We start from the raw sequence: 17,788 nt of genomic DNA on the forward strand, positions 1-17,788 counted from the left end.
TTGTCCTCATAGATTTGAAATACATAGATTAAGAGGCGGGACACCGAAAGCGAAGCAGCGCAGCTCAAGTTCCGTCTATACGAACGATGGGGAGGACGATCCATGAAAGCGACGTTTCAGGCGATTCATGTGCCTAGAATGAAACAAAAATTGTTACACGGTTTAGCGACAGGGAGAATGTTCGTCATTCTCGCGTTATGTTCGATGTTCTTTTTTATATTGCTCGGGCTCGGCGGAATGGTGCAAAAAAACGTTAACACATCGCCGGTTGCTTCGATGAAAGGATTGGCCGCCGCCGTTTCAAGCTACTTCTTTATGGATATGATAGGAATGGAGGTACCGCATTTGAACGTTTCCGCGCCTCATTCCGAATTTGCGCGGCAGAATGTCGGAATGTTTCTGTTCCGGATGTTGACCGGCGTCAATCCGCTCGATCCGAAAACGCTGGTCGCCAGCGAAGTGCCCGGTTTGGGCGGCGATGAAGCGGTTCCGCTGCGGGTCGGCAAAGGCAACGAGGCGCTGACGGCCCCGGAAGATTACCATCAGGGCCCGGGATTGCCGGCGCCGGGCGGGGAGCCGGATCCGAACGGCGAGGCGGTACCGGAAGGCGAACCGAATAACGGCTCCGATCATACGGCCGAACATCCGGAAGACAATCCGGGGAACAAGCCGGCGGAAACGCCAAACGCCGATAAAAAGTCGGTGTTCATCTATCATTCGCATAACCGCGAGTCGTGGAACCCGGTGCTGCAAAAAGACGTGAAGGACCCTTCCAGCGCCACGAAAAATATTACGCTCGTCGGCAAACGGATGGCGTCGAAACTGGAGCAGCTCGGCGTAGGTGTCGTTCATTCGGATCAAGACTACGCATCGACGGTCAAAAATTATAATTGGAATTATTCGTACAAATATTCGCGCACGACCGTGAAAGAAGCGATGGCGGTCCATAAAGATTTGCAATATTTTATCGATATTCACCGGGATTCGCAGCGGCATGACAAAACGACCGTAACGATCGACGGCAAATCGTACGCGCAAGTCTATTTCATTATCGGGCACGGCAACGAGAATTGGCGCGAAAACGAAAAATTGGCTAACGAAATTCATACGGAACTGGAGAAGCGCTATCCCGGCTTATCCCGCGGCATATGGGGGAAATCGGCCAAGACCGGCAACGGAGAATATAACCAATCTTTATCGAGCAACAGCATATTGATCGAAGTGGGCGGCATCGACAACTCGCTTGAGGAATCGTATCGTACGGCGGATGTGCTGGCCGGCTTGATTGCCGAGCTGTATTGGGACGCGGAGAAGGCGAGCGCAGATGCCGACCCGCAAGAAACGGAGTGACGAAGCCATGTCGAAACTAGTGAAAAGAATATTGATTATCGGCGCTTTCATTACGCTTGGCATCATGTACGCGCTGGACTTGGCTTCGTCGGGCATCGAACGGATTCAAGGGCCGGTGCAAGGCCAAACGGCGCCCCCCGTCTGGACGCAAACGATCCCGCCGCAGCAATTGCAATATCCGCAGCAGCCAACGTATCCGCAGTACGGACAAGCGCCGCAGACGGGCGAGCAACCGCAGCAAATGCCGCAGCAAGCGCAGACGCCGCAATGGGGGTGGCCGCAGACGGGAGTACAGCAGCCTGTTCAATCGCCGTGGGCATACGTTCCGGTGCCGCAATCGGAGCAGCCGTTCCAGCCGGTTCTCGATGTTCCGGTGAAACAGGCGCCCGTCGACAGGCTGGCCGACCAGACGGCAGGGCTGCTGCAAACTTTGTCGCGCGGCGGCATTCGTTTTGTCGTATCGCTGTTCGGATCGATCGCCGAATAACAAAGATTCGCCCGGATTCGCGTTCGAGCATTGAAGCCTTATCTAACAACTGATATAATTAATTATTGGTTTTCATTTTGGCAATCGTGGTGGGGGTAAGGAATGACGGATATTCATGCTCGACAAAAGAAAATACGCAATTTCAGCATTATCGCTCATATAGATCACGGGAAATCGACACTCGCGGATCGCATTTTGGAGTATACGGGCGCCCTGACTTCGCGTGAAATGCAGGATCAGGTGCTTGATAAGATGGACCTGGAACGCGAACGCGGCATTACGATTAAGCTGCAAGCCGTTCGTTTAACGTATCGCGCCGACGACGGCGAAGAATATTTGCTTAATTTGATCGATACGCCGGGACATGTCGACTTTACGTACGAAGTTTCCCGCAGCCTCGCGGCTTGCGAGGGCGCGCTGCTCGTCGTCGACGCGGCTCAAGGCATCGAAGCGCAGACGCTTGCAAACGTTTATTTGGCATTGGACAATAATTTGGAAATATTGCCGGTCATCAACAAGATCGATTTGCCGAGCGCCGAGCCGGAGCGGGTGAAGCAGGAGATCGAAGACGTCATCGGTCTTGACGCCAGCGAAGCGGTGCTTGCGTCGGCGAAAGCGGGCATCGGCATTAAAGAAATTTTGGAGCAGGTCGTGCAAAAAGTGCCCGCTCCGAACGGCGATCCGGACCAGCCGTTAAAGGCGCTTATATTCGATTCGCATTACGATCCGTACAAAGGCGTAATCGTCTACGTACGCGTCGTCGACGGAACGATCAAAGCCGGTTCGAAAATTAAAATGATGGCGACGGACAAGACGTTCGAAGTCATTGAGGTAGGAGCGTTCAAACCGCGCATGACCATCGTGGACGAGCTTACGGTCGGCGATGTCGGCTTTATCGTCGCGGGAATTAAAAACGTCAAGGATACGCGCGTCGGGGATACGGTGACCGATGCGAAACGTCCGACGCCGGAACCGCTCCCTGGCTATCGCAAAATTAATCCGATGGTATTCTGCGGCTTATACCCGATCAATACGTCCGATTACAACGATTTGCGCGAAGCGCTGGAAAAGCTGGAATTGAACGACGCCTCTTTGCGTTTCGAACCGGAGACGTCGAGCGCGCTCGGCTTCGGTTTCCGCTGCGGTTTTCTCGGCTTGCTGCATATGGAGATCATCCAGGAGCGGATCGAGCGGGAATTCAACATTCCGCTGATTACAACGGCGCCGAGCGTTATCTATAAAGTGACTCTGACGAACGGAGAAGTTATCGAAATCGATAACCCGTCGAACTATCCCGAAGTGGGCAAAATCGACTTTGTCGAAGAGCCGTATGTGAAGGCATCGATTATCGTACCGAACGATTATGTCGGCGCGATCATGGAATTATGCCAGAACAAGCGCGGCGAATTCGTGAATATGGAATATTTGGATACGAATCGGGTGACCATTATTTACAATATTCCGCTGGCGGAAATCGTGTACGATTTCTTCGATCAATTGAAATCGAGCACGAAAGGATACGCTTCGTTCGATTACGAATTGTCCGGCTACCGCAAATCGAACCTCGTCAAGATGGACATTCTGCTTAACGGCGAGCAGGTCGATGCGCTTTCCTTCATCGTCCACCGGGAACGCGCGTATCATCGCGGCCGCCTCATCTGCGAGAAATTGCGCGAATTGATTCCGCGCCAAATGTTCGAGGTGCCGGTACAAGCGTCGATCGGGACGAAAGTCATCGCGCGCGAAACGGTGAAGGCGATGCGCAAGAACGTACTCGCCAAATGTTACGGCGGCGATATTAGCCGGAAGCGCAAGCTTCTTGAGAAACAGAAGGAAGGCAAGAAGCGGATGAAGCAGGTCGGCAGCGTGGAAGTGCCGCAAGAAGCCTTTATGGCCGTATTGAAAATCGACGACAATTAACAAGGAAGCCTTGCGCTTCCTTTTCGCATAGAGGGGGGAGAAGCGACGATGACAGGACGGGAACGGGAGACGGCGGCAACGATTCGGGCGCCGAAGGCGGTTTATATTCATATCCCTTTTTGCACGAATAAATGTTTTTACTGCGACTTCAATTCGTATGTGCTCAAAGGCCAGCCGGTGATGGAGTATTTGCGAGCATTGGAGCGGGAAATGGAACAGACGGTGAAGCTTCATCCGCCGGAGAGAATCGATACGATTTTTGTGGGCGGCGGAACGCCGACGGTGCTGCTGCCCGATCAGATGGACTATTTTTTGCGGTCGATCCGCACCTATTTCCCTAATCGCCATGCGCAAATCGAATTCTCGATGGAAGCCAATCCGGGCACGACCGATTTGGAAAAGCTGCACGTCATGAGAGAGGGCGGCGTGAACCGGATCAGCTTCGGGGTCCAATCGTTCAACAACGATCTGCTGAAAGGGATCGGACGGATCCATGACACCGACGATGTGTACCGCAGCATCGAGAACGCCCGCAAGGCGGGATTCGACAACATCTCGATCGACCTGATGTTCGGGCTGCCGAATCAAACGACGGAAATGCTGGCCCATAGCGTCACGAAGGCGCTGGAGCTCGACTTGCCGCATTATTCGATCTACAGCCTGAAAGTGGAGGAGAATACGCTCTTCCATACGATGTACCAAAAAAACGAGCTCCCGCTGCCGCATGAGGACGATGAGCTGGAGATGTATTTGCATATTATGTCGCGCATGAAACAAGCCGGATACGAGCAGTATGAAATCAGCAATTTCGCCAAGCCCGGATTTGCCAGCCGGCACAATATGACGTACTGGCGCAATGAAGATTATTACGGTTTGGGCGCGGGCGCGCACGGGTATGCGAACCGGACGAGGCATGTGAACATTAAGGGAGTTCAACCGTACAATACGGCTGCCGGCAAAGGGCTGCCGCGGCTGGAAAGCTATGAGATCAGCCGTGAGGAAGCGATGGAAGATTTTATGATGGTAGGCCTTCGCATGCTTGAAGGCGTGAGCCGCGCCCGATTCCGCGAACAGTTCGGCGCCGAGATGGACGATGTGTTCGCCGCTCCGCTGCGCAAATTGGTGCAGGCCGGCTTTTTGACGGCGACCGAGCATGGCTACCGCCTTAGCGAACGCGGCATCTTGTTCGGAAACGACGTATTTGGTGAATTTATCGGCGCAATGACAGTATCCGGGGAGATCATAGAGTAAGTAGCGTTCGGAATGTGGAGCGAGAGCGGCTTCTCCGCTCCTTCGTTCCTTTTGTCGATATCCCTCTCGTTCAGTGGGAAATTGAATAAAAATCATAATCAATTCGCTTCCCAGAGGGAAGCTTTTTTTGCGCCACCAGAATTTCCCATTCATCCCAAAGTTACTAATAACCAAGTAAGATTAGACGTTGTTTCCAGTTCCCCCTCGCAGTAACCACAAAAATCCATCTATTTCGCGCAAAACCGGCTTTTGTAAGCAATATAACTGCAAAAATCCATTTAATAAAGCTCGTTTTTCTCATTTTGGAGCTATTCAGGCAGGAGTAAATGGAGAACTGCAGTTAGTAAGGCAATATCCCTCCAAATCGGGTGATGCAACTGGATTTTTGCAGTTATATCACGTGCATGTCTGCATTAGATTTCGCTTTGACCCATTGGATCCGTCACATCGAAGTCATTGTACACCAACGATCGATCGCCGATGACCGGTGCGAATTTCCTACTAACCATTCTGATGTCGAAAGCCTTTAAGAGGCGCGTGTACAATATGCTCAAGATCAATCATCTCTAACCTGAACGAACGGGATTTCGACAAAAGGATGCATAATCGGATGCATGGATAGGAATAGGCAGGACTTTCCACTTAGAAAACGATGCCTGATTTTGTCGCAGGCTAGTCCGTTAGGATTCTTTTTTGGTCGTGAAAAATCAGGACTATTTGCATGATATACAAATCCCTGTGAAAAATTTATACTCTGAAATTGGAAGTGTATGAAATAATATTTCAAACACTGAGTTGAAGTTTTATCCGCAGTGGCGCTCAAATCAATCGTTCAGAAGAAAAAGAAAAGGGAGGTGTTGCCTTGCGCAAGAAGTTTCAGATCGCGAATCGATTAAAACTGGCAAAAGGAAGTGAGAACCGTGTTCCGTCGTATACACAGAGTTAGAAAAAGCGCGGCTGCAATCATTGCGATCATCGTTTTGTTGGGAACGCTATTTACAAGTTTTATTAGTATTGAAAGCGCTTCACAGTATGCTTACGCAGAAAATAGCGGCACGAAGGACGGCGATGTACCGGTGTTTGGCGAGGAGGAGAATGCCGGCAATGTAACGGATGACGTGTACGGCGAGCCGGGATTGCCGGATCCGCCCGTACCGCAAGAGATGGATTTTCCCGTTGCGGACGCGTTGGCATCGTCATTTGCGAAGTTAATCGAAGATTTTGAAGATATTTCGGATATTCAAGTTTCCGAAATTCGCACGGTGCCGGGCTCCACCAAGCTCGAAAGGAATGTCAGACCCGGACCGGTGAAATACGGACATGCTTCGGGCAAACTCACTTACGATTTTACCGGGACATCCGGCACTTCGGCGGCTTATATGAACTTCAAGGATGCCGGCGGAGCGCAGGGACGTTTGCTGGAAGGATATCCGAAGAAAATAGGCGCATGGGTGTACGGCGACGGCAATAATCATTGGCTGCGCGGACAATTGCAGGATGCGGCGGGAACGAAGCCGACACTTGATTTCACGAATTCCGGCGCATTGAATTGGGTCGGTTGGAAGTATGTGACCGCTTCGGTACCGAACGGTTTGCAGACTCCGATCAAGTTAAATCAAATCTATATCGTGGAAGCGAGCGATAATAACAAAAACGGCGGGACGGTATATTTCGACCAGATATCTGCGATTTACACAAGCTCCGATCCGGCGAACGTTGAAATTACCGGGCTTAGACAGATGCGGGCAGGCGACAGCTTGCAAGCCAAGGTGTTCGCTACCAATAGCGGAAGCACGGACGTGCAGGACGTGACCGCCGGCTCTACGTTCACCAGCAGTTCCGCGGAGATCGCCTCGGTTGACGAAACCGGTCTAGTGCGAGCCGTCGCGGGAGGCATGACGACAATTACGGCGCAATACGGCGTCTGGGAGGCAGTATATGAATTGACGGTAGGGGATGCGGCGGCGGAAATAGCCGCCATCGAGCTTGAGGGCAGCACAGGATTGGATGTCGGCTCACAGGAACGGGTGAAGGCATTGGCGTTCTATGAGGGGAGTTCGGAGCCGTCAGCGATCGAGTCGGGCGTCGAATTTAGCAGCAGCAAACCGGAAGTCGCCGCGATTGCGAATGACGGAGTCGTTACGGCGCTCAGCGAAGGAGAGACGATCATTGCTGCCTCGTATGAAGGCAAATCGTTCTCTTATACGTTAACGGTCGTCAAGCCGGTTCCGGTACTGCAGAGCATCCGCATCGCGGACTTGGCGCCGATGACGGTAGGCGAAGAGAAGCAGGCGCGCGTGCTTGCGACGTATACGCTGCTGACGGAAGAGCAGGACGTGACCGAGACGGCCGCGTTCCAGAGCAGCGATCCGGGCGTGGCCGAAGTAAGCGCGAGCGGGTTGGTGACGGCTAAAGCGGCCGGTACGGCGAAAATCAGGGCGACGTTCGAAGGCAAGCTCGTCGATTATTTGCTCATTGTTCATTCGCCGCAATCGCAGCCGCCCAAACGCGAGTTGCGCGCGGCGTGGATCGCCTCGGTCGAAAATATCGACTGGCCGCAAAGAGGCGTGACGACCGCCGAACAGCAAAAGAAAGATTTCGTCGCTTTATTGGACGAACTGGAAGCGACGGGCATCAATGCGGTCATCGTCCAAATTAAACCGACGGCGGACGCGTTCTATCCGTCCGATTACGGCCCGTGGTCGGAATGGCTGACCGGGGTGCAAGGGAAAGACCCGGGATACGATCCGCTTGCATTTATGCTTGAGGAAGCGCATAAGCGCAATATGGAGTTCCATGCGTGGTTCAACCCGTATCGGATCAGCATGCATAATGATAAAGACAAATTAGTGGCTAATCATCCGGCGAAGCTGCATCCCGATTGGGTGGAAGAATATGGAGGTAAGCTGTATTACAACCCCGGCGTGCCGGAAGCGAGAGATTTCTTCATCGGCAGCGTCATGGAAGTGGTGGATCGCTACGATATCGACGCCGTTCATTTCGACGATTATTTCTATCCGTATCCGGTGACCGGTGTGGATTTTCCCGATGAGGAGGAATTCCGGAAGTACGGAGCGGGCTTTGCGAAAAAAGAAGATTGGCGCAGAAATAACGTCGATACGCTGATCGAGACCTTGTCGCACAAAATCAAAGCGAGCAAGCCTTATGTCCAATTCGGCATCAGCCCGTTCGGCATTTGGCGCAACAAGGGAACCGATCCGGCCGGTTCGGATACGAACGGCCTGCAAAGTTACGACGCTTTGTACGCCGATACGAAGAAATGGGTGGAAGAAGAATGGCTCGACTATATCGCGCCGCAAATTTATTGGCACTTCGGAAACGGACCTGCCGCTTATGAGAAGGTGCTTGATTGGTGGAAAAAGGTAACGGAAGGGAGCGATGTGCATCTTTACATCGGGCAGGCGGTCTATCGCGTAAACGAATGGTCCGATCCTGAGGAACTGGCAAATCAGGTAACATATAATCGCAATTTCGCATCTGCGGTTGGCGGCAGCATGTTTTTCAGCGCCAAGGATGTGCTCTCGAATCCGAGAGGCATGAAGGACAGATTGGCGTCTGACTTCTATCGCTATCCGGCCTTGCCGCCAGCGCTGACGTGGCTGGACAATGAAGCTCCAAGCGCGCCGGTATTGAAGTTTGCCGGATCGGCCCGGGCAGACGGAGTCGAATTGCGGTGGGAGGACGCCTCACAGAACGAAGACGCGGCCTATTATGCGATTTACCGTCATGAGGGGAAAGACGCGCCGGATATGTCCGACCCGGCCCAATTATTGACAACGGTCCGAAAAACGCAAGGCGAAGCGCAGCAATCTTACGTTGACCGGACGGCGCTTCGCGGGCAAGCATATACCTATGTTGTCACGGCAGTCGATCGGGTGCATAACGAGAGCGCTCCGAGCAATGCGATGACAGCGGACAGCGAAGGCCCCGGCAACTTGCTGACCGAGAAGATCATGGCCAAAAACGCCGCCGACCGAACGCTGGAGCTGGAATACGCGGGCGTATTGAGACTGGCGGACAACTTGACGGTAGAGCAAGATTTGGACGGCCGCATCGTCCAGCGAACGCTTAATGAAGTGATGGTCGGCGCAAACAACGCGGACATTCATCTGAACGGCAGCGGCGAAATAGCAAAGATCGTGTTGAACGGCGAGACGCCGCGCGATCGGATGCGCGTCGGCATACGTTACGATATCGCCGATATTACGGATATGACGCAGTTGAACCATAACCGGATCGAGATCCGTTCCGATCAGCCGTTTCGTCTGACCGATAAAATCGGCGGCAAGCAGTTCGATATCGCGCGGAACGCTGCGATCGCGCTGACGGCAGCGGACGGACGGATTCGCATCGAGCAGAACGGCGAGGAACTGTACCGGACGACGAACCGCATTTATGTAGCCCCAAGCCATGCAAGCTCGTTGTTGGAAATCTCTTCGCTCAAGCGAGCGCATGGGGTGCCGAAATATCGCGGCGAGTTCGAAGTGTTCCTATCTCCCGAGCCGGGTAGGCTGCGCTTGATCAATGAGGTCGGAATCGAGCAATATTTATATCAAGTCGTTCCTAGCGAAATGCCGGCTTCCTTCGGCTTGGAGGCGTTGAAAGCGCAGGCGGTCGCGGCCCGGACGTACGCGCTCAGCGATTATTTCATCAGCCGTTTCGCCGATGAAGGCTTTCATATCGACGACAGCACGCTTAGCCAGGTGTACAACAACCAAGCGGAGAATAGTTTGACCCATCAAGCGGTCGACGAGACCGCGGGCAAGATCATGCTTAGCGGCGGCTTGCTGGTAGACGCCAGATTCTACTCGACGTCGGGCGGCTACGGAGCGTCCAAGCATGAAGTATGGTCGGATGCGGAAACGCAACGATTCCCTGGAACGGCGGTTCCGTATTTAACGGCGCGAAGCTATACGTACGATCCGAACAACAGCGGCAGCATGCTTGAAATCGATACGGCCGACGAACAAGCCGTCGCGGCGTTCTATCGCGATTTGTCGCTGACGGGATACGATTCCGATTCGCTGTACTTCCGTTGGAAAGTAGGATTAAGCCGCGCCGAATTGGAAAAGACGATTAGTAAAAATATTAAGCTGCGGCATGCGGCCGATCCGAATTTTATTTTGACGAAACAGGCTGACGGCAGCTTCGCCAATCTGCCGATACCGGACGAAGGAATCGGGACGCTGCAAAACCTCGTCGTCGCCAAACGCGGAGCGGGCGGCAACATGACCGAATTGATCGTAGAGGGCAGCACAGGCACTTATAAGCTGGTCAAGGAATTCAACATCCGGTTTACGATTCGTCCGAATAAAACCGATACAGGCAGCGAAACCGATATTCTCGCTTACCGCGCGAAAGGCGGATCGAGCGATTACGATCTTGCGCAGACGTTGAAAAATCCGAGCATTCTCTATTCCGCGTTCTTCACGTTCGATATCGAGAAAGGGGAAGCGGGCGACATCGAGCGTGTCACCTTCTACGGCGGCGGCAACGGGCATGGCGTCGGCATGAGCCAGTACGGTGCGCAAATGCTGGCGAAGGAAGGCTGGGCATACGATCGAATATTGAACGCTTATTATGCCGATATGAGCATTGCGGATTTGGACGCTCCTGTCGTAACGAGCCTGTCGATTGCGGGAGCCGGGGAACTGCCGGTCGGCGGGAAAGACCAAGTGCGCGTATATGGAAAATACAGCAATGGCGACACTGCGGAACTGAAGGCGGGCATCGGCTTCCTTAGCAGCGACGATTCCGTGGCGGCCGTTGACGAGCAAGGCGCCGTTACGGCGCGAGCGGCCGGCGAAACCGTGATTACGGCGACGGTCGGCAATTTAACGGCCGACTACCGTCTCGTGGTGAAGCGGGCGTCGACCGGCCCGGGCAGCGGCGGCGGAGGAGGCGGCGGTGGAAGCGTCACGAGTCCCGTCGGCGAGAAGAAGCCGGATGACAAGAAGCCTGAAGAACCGGACGGCGGCGGAGAAGAGCCGGGCCGGAAGCCGGGCGAGAAGCCGGCGCCTGCCGTGCAACTGACGGATATATCCGAACATTGGGCCAAAGACGCGATACTGCGAGCCGTCGAACTCGGTTTCGTCACCGGTTACGAGGACGGCACGTTCAGGCCGCAAGGCCAAGTAACCCGCGCCGAGTTTGTGACCATGCTGATGCGCGCGCTCGCGCAAGCGGATCTCGCGGCCGGAGCGGGCGGGGAGATCGATTTTGCCGATTCGGCGAGCATTCCGGCATGGGCTCGAAGCTTTGTCATGCAAGCGGTCGAGGCGGGCATCGTCACCGGCTATGACGACAATACGTTCCGTCCGAAACAGCGGATTTCCCGCGCGGAAATCGCCGCGATGGCCGTTCGCGCCGTCTCGCTGCAGCCGGATCCCGATGCGGCCTTGACGTTTGCCGATGCCGACAGCGCGCCGAAGTGGTCGCGCGGCTATATTGCGGCTGCCGCAGAAGCGGGGCTGATGAAAGGCCGAGGAGGCAATTCGTTCGCGCCGAACGATTTCACCACCCGCGCCGAAGCGGTCGTGTTGATCTTGGCGTTGTTGGATTACGAGAACCATTAGAATCGGGCGAACACAAAAAGCATCCCGTCTCACGGATATCGTGGGACGGGATGCTCCCGTTAACAAGGATATGATGGATAATTGCATCCGCGGGCGATACATATCGCGTTACGCCGGACCGTCTGCTGCCGCAGCTTCGGAATCGCCGGCTTGAAGCGAATCGGCATCGCTGCCTGCCCTCCTTAACGCCTCGCGGACGAATCCGTTCGACTGTGCGAGCAATTGTTCCGCGGCGCCGCGGTCCAGTCCGGCCAGCATCATGACGATGGCGAGCTTCACATTGCCGCCGGAAGCGGCGAACGCTTCGTTCACTTCGGCATCGGTGCCGCTCGTGGCGATTTGAACGATCCGCTTGGCGCGATGGAGCAGTTTCTCGTTGGAAGGCTGCAAATCCACCATTAAATTGCCGAATACTTTGCCCAGGCGAATCATCGCGGTCGTCGTCAACATATTCAGGATTTGTTTCTGCGATGTGCCGGCCTTCATTCTCGTCGAGCCGAGGATGACTTCCGGTCCGGTAACCGCTTCGATAACGAGCCGGGCGAATTGCTTCATCGGCGTGTTCCGGTTATTGCATAAACCGATCACGCTTGCCCCGAGCTCCGCCGAACGCTTCATGGCGGCGAGCACGTATGGAGTTCGGCCGCTCGCCGCGATGCCGATGACGCAATCTTGGGCGCATACGTCCCGCTCTTCGATATCGCGAATGCCCAATTGCTCGTCGTCTTCGGCGCTTTCGACCGATTCCGTTACCGCGCGCATGCCTCCCGCAATGATGCCCTGGACCTGCGAGGGATCGATCCCGTATGTCGGCGGACATTCGGAAGCGTCAAGGATACCGAGCCGGCCGCTCGTTCCCGCACCGACATAGAACAGTCTGCCTCCGTTTTGCAGCGAATGGACGATCATATCGGCGCCGGCCGCGATTTGCGGAATTGCTGCGCGGATGGAATCGGCGATTTGCCGATCTTCTTCGTGGATCAAACGAATAATCTGTTCGGTTTCCAGCCCGTCAATATGCGCTGTGCGCGGATTCAACTGTTCTGTCGTTAATTCGCCCAACAAATTCAGCATGACGTCTCTCTCCTTTTTCAGTATTTATCCCACTATTTTCCACTTTTAAGTATAAAGCATAAACGGTTATTTGTAAAATAAAATTTAAGTAATTTGATCTTTAATTGAAATTTTATTTCAAAAACGGTATAATAGGTCGTAAATGATGAAGCGCTTACTGCATATGAATTGAAATAATGAAAGAAAGTTACTTTATAGCGGGAGAGGATAGCATGTTGGAAACGTATATTCATAAAAATAGCCGTTTCGTCGTCGGTTTAATGTCCGGAACGTCGCTCGACGGCATCGACGCCGCCCTTGTGCGGATTGGCGGACAGGGGCTTGACGCGGACATCGAGTTGGCGGCTTTTACAACCGTTCCGTATAGCGGCGAAGTCCGCGAGAAATTGAAACAGGCTTGCAGTCTCGAGCATTCCAGCGCGGCGATGTTATGCGGAATAAATTTTTATTTGGGCCGCTTGTTTGCCGATGCCGTGCGCCGGTTGGCTGCACTGGCCGGCATTGCGCCGGACGAAATCGATTTGATCGGCTCGCACGGCCAGACGGTGTGGCATATTCCTGCCGCGAGCGAGGAGAGGTGGTGGGAAGTTCCTTCAACGCTGCAGATTGGCGATATATCGGTGATCGCCAAAGAAACGGGCATTCCGGTCGTCGGCGATTTCCGAACGGCGGATATGGCCGTCGGCGGGCAGGGAGCGCCGCTCGTTCCTTATTTCGATTATATGTTTCTGCGGCATCCGTCCAAAGGGAGAATTGCGCAAAATATCGGGGGAATCGGCAACTGCACCGTTATTCCCGCCGGCGCTTCGTCCAACGGGATTTTCGCTTTCGATACGGGTCCGGGCAATATGCTGATCGATCAGGCGGTATACAGGCTGTCGGGCGGCGAGCGGAGTTACGACGAAGGCGGCGCTTGGGCGGCGCGAGGGAAGGCGAATCAAGTTTTGCTCGACCGCATGTTGGAGCATCCCTTTTTTGCAATCCGTCCGCCCAAGACGACGGGAAGAGAAGCGTTCGGCGCTTTCTATGCCGAGCAATGGCTTGAAGAAGCTCAGTCCGCCGCGCTTGCTCCCGAAGATATTGTCGCAACGTTTACCGCCTTTACCGCACAATCCATCGTTCGCAATTATCGCGATTTTATTTTTCCCTCTTATCGCATTGAAGAAATTATCGTTTCCGGGGGCGGAGCTCATAACCGCACGCTAATGAAGATGATCGAGGAGGAACTGCCGGCAGGATGCAAACTTACGGCGTCCGAAGAATGGGGGATCGACGGCGATGCGAAGGAAGCGATTGCGTTTGCGGTGTTTGCCGATCATTATATGTTCGGGCTGCCGAATCATTTGTCTTCCGCAACGGGGGCCTCGCGCGATATCGTGATGGGAAAGCTGGCGCTGCCGAATTGACGGGGCATATCATGAAAAACCTAGCAGAAGCCTGAGGCGTATTGATATAATATTGGAAAGCCGAGTTTCGCAACGCTTTCACAATATTTGAAGAGGTGAATCCATGATTGCCGGTGGAATCGTCAGTTTGCGCGAAGCGCTCCAATCGTTGAAACCGATGGAACGGAAAGTCGCGGAATACATATTGCAGCATCCGAGCGAAGTCGTTCATTTATCCGTGCAGAAATTGGCAGAGTTGGCCGAGGTCAGCGAAGCGACGATCGTACGGCTGGCTCAATCTCTGCATTACAAAGGTTTTCAGGAATTGAAGCTGAAAATCGCGGCGGATTTGGCCCGCAATAAGGAATTGAAAGATACGTACCAAGAAATACAAATGGAAGGGCCGGTCGCTTCCTTGATCGACTCGGTTTCGCATAACAATATGCGGTCGATTCAAGACACGCTGTCGGTCTTGCAAGCGGATCAGGTGGAACGGGCGATCGAACATTTGACGCATGCGGGCAAAATCGCCTTGTTCGGCGTAGGCGCTTCCGCCGTCATCGCGCAAGATTTCAAACAGAAGCTGACGCGGATCAACCGTTGGTGCGAGAGCGCGTACGACTTTGATTCGCAAGCGACCATCGCCGCCAATTTGCGGGAAGGGGATGTCGCGTTCGGCATTTCGTATTCGGGGCGGACGGAAGATATCGTCCAATCGCTAACGATCGCCAAGGAATCGGGCACGACGATTGTTTCGCTTACCAAATTCGGCAGCAATCCCGTGTCGGAACTGGCCGACATCCGGTTATTCACGAGCTCGCTCGAGCAAAGCATCCGCAGCGGAGCGATGGCTTCGCGGATCGCGCAGTTGAACGTAATCGATATTCTGTTCGTCGGCGTGGCGCGGAACAATTACGAGGAAAACATTATGTCGCTCGAAAAAACGCGGCAAGCGGTAAAAATATCGAAGCGATACGAGTAAATGCTAAGCCCTCGTCCGCCCCGCCCGGGCCTGCTCAAAGAAAAATATAAGAGAAAACAAAGAATAGAATAAGAACATTTGTTCGTAATCATGATATTGTAATAGCATAGAGAATGGAGCACAGAGGAATCGGGTTGTTTGATTCGTTTGGGCTCCATCCTAAATACGATGCACGGCAAAGGCTGTCTTTTGGATAAAAGGCGGCCTTTTTGCCGTGCGGAAAAAGAGGTGATACGAGATTCTTACTACGCTATCGAAGTTGAAGAACATGCTGGGCCTGCCCGACAACGACGACAGCCCGAACGAGCGGCTTACGATGTGCATCGCCGCCGCTTCGCAAGCGATCGAACATTATTGCGGGCGATCGCTGCGGCTGGCGGAGCGAACGGAACGGTACAGCGGCACCGGCTCGCGGACGATCGAGCTGCGGCGTTTACCGGTGCGGCGCGTTCACGCGGTCGCCGTCGAGCCGGACGGAGCCGCGCCTGAATTCGAAGCGCTCGACGACGGTACGCTGCTGCATCCGGCGGTTTGGCCCGAGGGCGACCGCAACATCGTCGTTACGTACGAAGCGGGATATGTTCTTCCGGGCGAAACGGGCGACGGGAGCGCGCCGCCTCTGCCGGCGTCGGTGGAGCTTGCCTGCCTCCTGTACGCCAAAATGCTGTACTGCGATCAAGCCGGGATGATGACGGAGCGCCTTGGGGATTATTCCGTCACGTACTGGAAGCCGGGCGAGCCGTCGCTGCTGCCCCCGGCCGTCGCTGCGCTGTTGAAACCATGTGCGGGAAGGTGGTTGTAATGCTGCATTTGTTAGGGCAAACTTGCGTCGTCATGCGCGCGGGAATGGAATTCGACGAATACGGCACGCCGTATGTGCAGCGCTGGAATGAAATCGGAACCTATCCTTGCCGCTTGCGGCGGAAGCGGATCGGCGATGCCGAGCGGGCGGCGCCGCGATTGAAGGCGAAGGAAACGTATATGTTGTATTTGCCTGTATGGGCTCAAATCGACGCCGGCGATGTCGTGGCGGTAAGCGGTTATGGCGGGAGGTATCGCGCCCTGGCGCCGTATCGTCCGGGCGGGCATCATACGGAAGCGCAAATCGAACGGGAGAGCGGACTATGAGGCGGGCAGGCGCAAGGCCGCGCGACCGTTTCGGCAGAGAGGGCGATGCCGATGCTTCGTAGCAGTCTGGATGCGATTCGCGCCAAGCTTCGGGCGACATTCCCGCATATTCCGCGAATAGACGTCAATTATGCGCCGAGCGGCTTTCAGGAGCCGTCTTTCTATGTGCAGTGGTTGGAATACGATGCCGATTCGCTCAATGTTTCGGGGTATCAGGCGCAGTTCGCCTGGGAGATCGTCTATTTTCCGCCAACCGATGAGGCGGGAGATCCCGACCTGTTCGATTTGCTGGAGACGGCCGGCCGAATGCTGGCGGCCTTCATGGCCTCGCCCGTATTGACGGCGCCCGACGGCAGCGTGTTCGAAATCGTGGAGGTGCAAGGCGGCCGGCGCGACGACGAAGCCTATTTGCGAATCGAGCTTTCGGCCGATGTTGAAAGGGAACGCCCGCAGTACGAGCGCATGAATAGCGTGCGTTTCGATGATGTCGTTTGATGAAAATTGTAGATGAATGGATAAACCGATTAGGAGGGGTAACAATGGGGTTGCCAAGCGTAAATATCGTATTTAAACAAAAGGCCGCGTCCGCGGTCGAACAGGGCGCCGTGGGCGTCGTCGCATTGGTGTTGAAGGACGCCGCCGTCAGCGGCGCAACAGCTTACACTTTGTTTGGGGTCGAGGATATTCCCGCGAATCTGCACACGGAGAACCGAAAGTACGTCGAACAAGCTTTTATGGGCATGCCGAAGGAAGTGAAGCTGGTCGTCCTTCCGGAAGCGGCGGAAAATTATAATGAAGCGCTGGAAGCGTTGGAAACGATGAAGTTCAATATTGTCGCGTTCCCGGGCGTGGAATCGGCCGATACGGCGGTATTGTCTGCTTGGGCGAAAAATTTGTTCGCCAACAAAGAACGCAAAGTGATGGCCGTGCTGCCGCATGCGCCTGCCGACCATCCTGCGGTCGTCAATTTTGCGACCGACGGTATCGAAGTAGGCGGGGCTACGTATTCGGCCAGCCAATATACGGCGCGGATCGCCGGTTTGATCGCCGGCTTGCCGCTGACCGTGGCGCCGACGTTTCAAGTGCTGCCCGAAGTAACGAGCGTGCCGCTATTGACGAAGGCGGAAGCGGACGAAGCGGTGACGAAAGGCCAGTTCATTCTTTACCACGACGGCGAGAAGGTCAAAATCGCGCGCGGCGTCACATCGTTTGTCACAACGACCGAAGAAATGGGCGAAGATTGGAAGAAGGTGAAAGTGGTGCGCATTTTGAACAAAACGTACCACGACATCAAGGACACGATCGAAGATCTATATATCGGCAAAGTGCAGAACAGCTACATGAACAAATTGCTGCTCGTTTCCGCGATCAACGCGTATTTCGAACAACTGGAACAGGAAGGGATTCTCGATCCGGGCAAAAATACGGCGGAAATCGATATCGCCGCGCAGCGCACCTATTTAAAATCGATTCTCGGCGCCGAAGAGGTGGCCAAAATGAGCGAGCAGGAAATGAAAGAAGCGAACACGCGCGATCAAGTGTTTCTAACGGCCAAGGTACGGCCGCTCGATGCGATCGAGGATGTTTCGTTGACCGTTTATTTATAAGAAGGATA

12 protein-coding genes are annotated in these 17,788 nt (G+C 54.3%); 11 read left to right on the forward strand and 1 reads right to left on the reverse strand.

Annotation, left to right across the window (positions count from 1 at the left end):
* Nucleotides 1-102: 102 nt before the first annotated feature.
* The 5 genes from LQ229_RS17570 (at nucleotide 103) to LQ229_RS17590 (ending at nucleotide 11,604) form a co-directional block, all read left to right on the forward strand.
* Nucleotides 103-1,350 carry a stage II sporulation protein P gene (locus LQ229_RS17570; protein WP_230192391.1) on the forward strand — a complete coding sequence of 416 codons (1,248 nt, stop codon included), beginning with the start codon at nucleotides 103-105 and terminating at the stop codon, nucleotides 1,348-1,350.
* A 7-nt stretch (nucleotides 1,351-1,357) separates the two neighbouring features.
* Entirely contained in the window at nucleotides 1,358-1,837 is a 480-nt protein-coding gene (locus LQ229_RS17575; protein ID WP_230192392.1) for a hypothetical protein, read from the forward strand.
* A 102-nt stretch (nucleotides 1,838-1,939) separates the two neighbouring features.
* Nucleotides 1,940-3,757 carry a translation elongation factor 4 gene (lepA, locus tag LQ229_RS17580; protein WP_230192393.1) on the forward strand — a complete coding sequence of 606 codons (1,818 nt, stop codon included), beginning with the start codon at nucleotides 1,940-1,942 and terminating at the stop codon, nucleotides 3,755-3,757.
* Nucleotides 3,758-3,805: 48 nt separating this feature from the next.
* On the forward strand, nucleotides 3,806-5,008 hold the full coding sequence (hemW, locus tag LQ229_RS17585) for a radical SAM family heme chaperone HemW (RefSeq protein WP_230192394.1): 1,203 nt from the start codon (nucleotides 3,806-3,808) through the stop codon (nucleotides 5,006-5,008).
* A 983-nt stretch (nucleotides 5,009-5,991) separates the two neighbouring features.
* Nucleotides 5,992-11,604 carry a family 10 glycosylhydrolase gene (locus LQ229_RS17590; RefSeq protein WP_230192395.1) on the forward strand — a complete coding sequence of 1,871 codons (5,613 nt, stop codon included), beginning with the start codon at nucleotides 5,992-5,994 and terminating at the stop codon, nucleotides 11,602-11,604.
* A 108-nt stretch (nucleotides 11,605-11,712) separates the two neighbouring features.
* Here LQ229_RS17590 and murQ read toward each other — a convergent pair whose 3' ends face one another.
* Nucleotides 11,713-12,678 (reverse strand): N-acetylmuramic acid 6-phosphate etherase, encoded by a 966-nt coding sequence (gene murQ / locus LQ229_RS17595; protein WP_230192396.1) that lies wholly within the window; start codon nucleotides 12,676-12,678, stop codon nucleotides 11,713-11,715.
* Between the two features lie 212 nt (nucleotides 12,679-12,890).
* On the opposite strand from murQ, the gene LQ229_RS17600 reads away from it, so the two are divergent.
* The 6 genes from LQ229_RS17600 (at nucleotide 12,891) to LQ229_RS17625 (ending at nucleotide 17,780) form a co-directional block, all read left to right on the forward strand.
* Nucleotides 12,891-14,084, forward strand: a complete 1,194-nt coding sequence (locus LQ229_RS17600) for an anhydro-N-acetylmuramic acid kinase (protein ID WP_230192397.1) — start codon at nucleotides 12,891-12,893, stop codon at nucleotides 14,082-14,084.
* A gap of 103 nt (nucleotides 14,085-14,187) precedes the next feature.
* Complete coding sequence (locus LQ229_RS17605) at nucleotides 14,188-15,045, forward strand: MurR/RpiR family transcriptional regulator (RefSeq protein WP_230192398.1); 858 nt, start codon at nucleotides 14,188-14,190, stop codon at nucleotides 15,043-15,045.
* A gap of 259 nt (nucleotides 15,046-15,304) precedes the next feature.
* Nucleotides 15,305-15,847, forward strand: coding sequence for a phage head-tail connector protein (locus LQ229_RS17610; protein ID WP_216540074.1), 543 nt, complete (start codon nucleotides 15,305-15,307; stop codon nucleotides 15,845-15,847).
* Nucleotides 15,847-16,173 (forward strand): hypothetical protein, encoded by a 327-nt coding sequence (locus tag LQ229_RS17615; protein WP_216540075.1) that lies wholly within the window; start codon nucleotides 15,847-15,849, stop codon nucleotides 16,171-16,173. Before LQ229_RS17610 ends, LQ229_RS17615 begins: the two co-directional genes overlap by 1 nt.
* Before the next feature lie 45 nt (nucleotides 16,174-16,218).
* A complete protein-coding gene (locus LQ229_RS17620; protein ID WP_230192399.1) occupies nucleotides 16,219-16,668 on the forward strand; it encodes a DUF6838 family protein in 450 nt (149 codons plus the stop codon).
* Nucleotides 16,669-16,712: 44 nt separating this feature from the next.
* Nucleotides 16,713-17,780: a phage tail sheath subtilisin-like domain-containing protein gene (locus LQ229_RS17625; protein WP_230192400.1), complete on the forward strand. Its 1,068-nt coding sequence runs from the start codon at nucleotides 16,713-16,715 to the stop codon at nucleotides 17,778-17,780.
* The last annotated feature ends 8 nt before the right edge of the window (nucleotides 17,781-17,788 follow it).

The sequence above is a fragment of the Paenibacillus sp. CECT 9249 genome (genome assembly GCF_918697855.1).
Classification (GTDB): Bacteria; Bacillota; Bacilli; order Paenibacillales; family Paenibacillaceae; genus MSJ-34.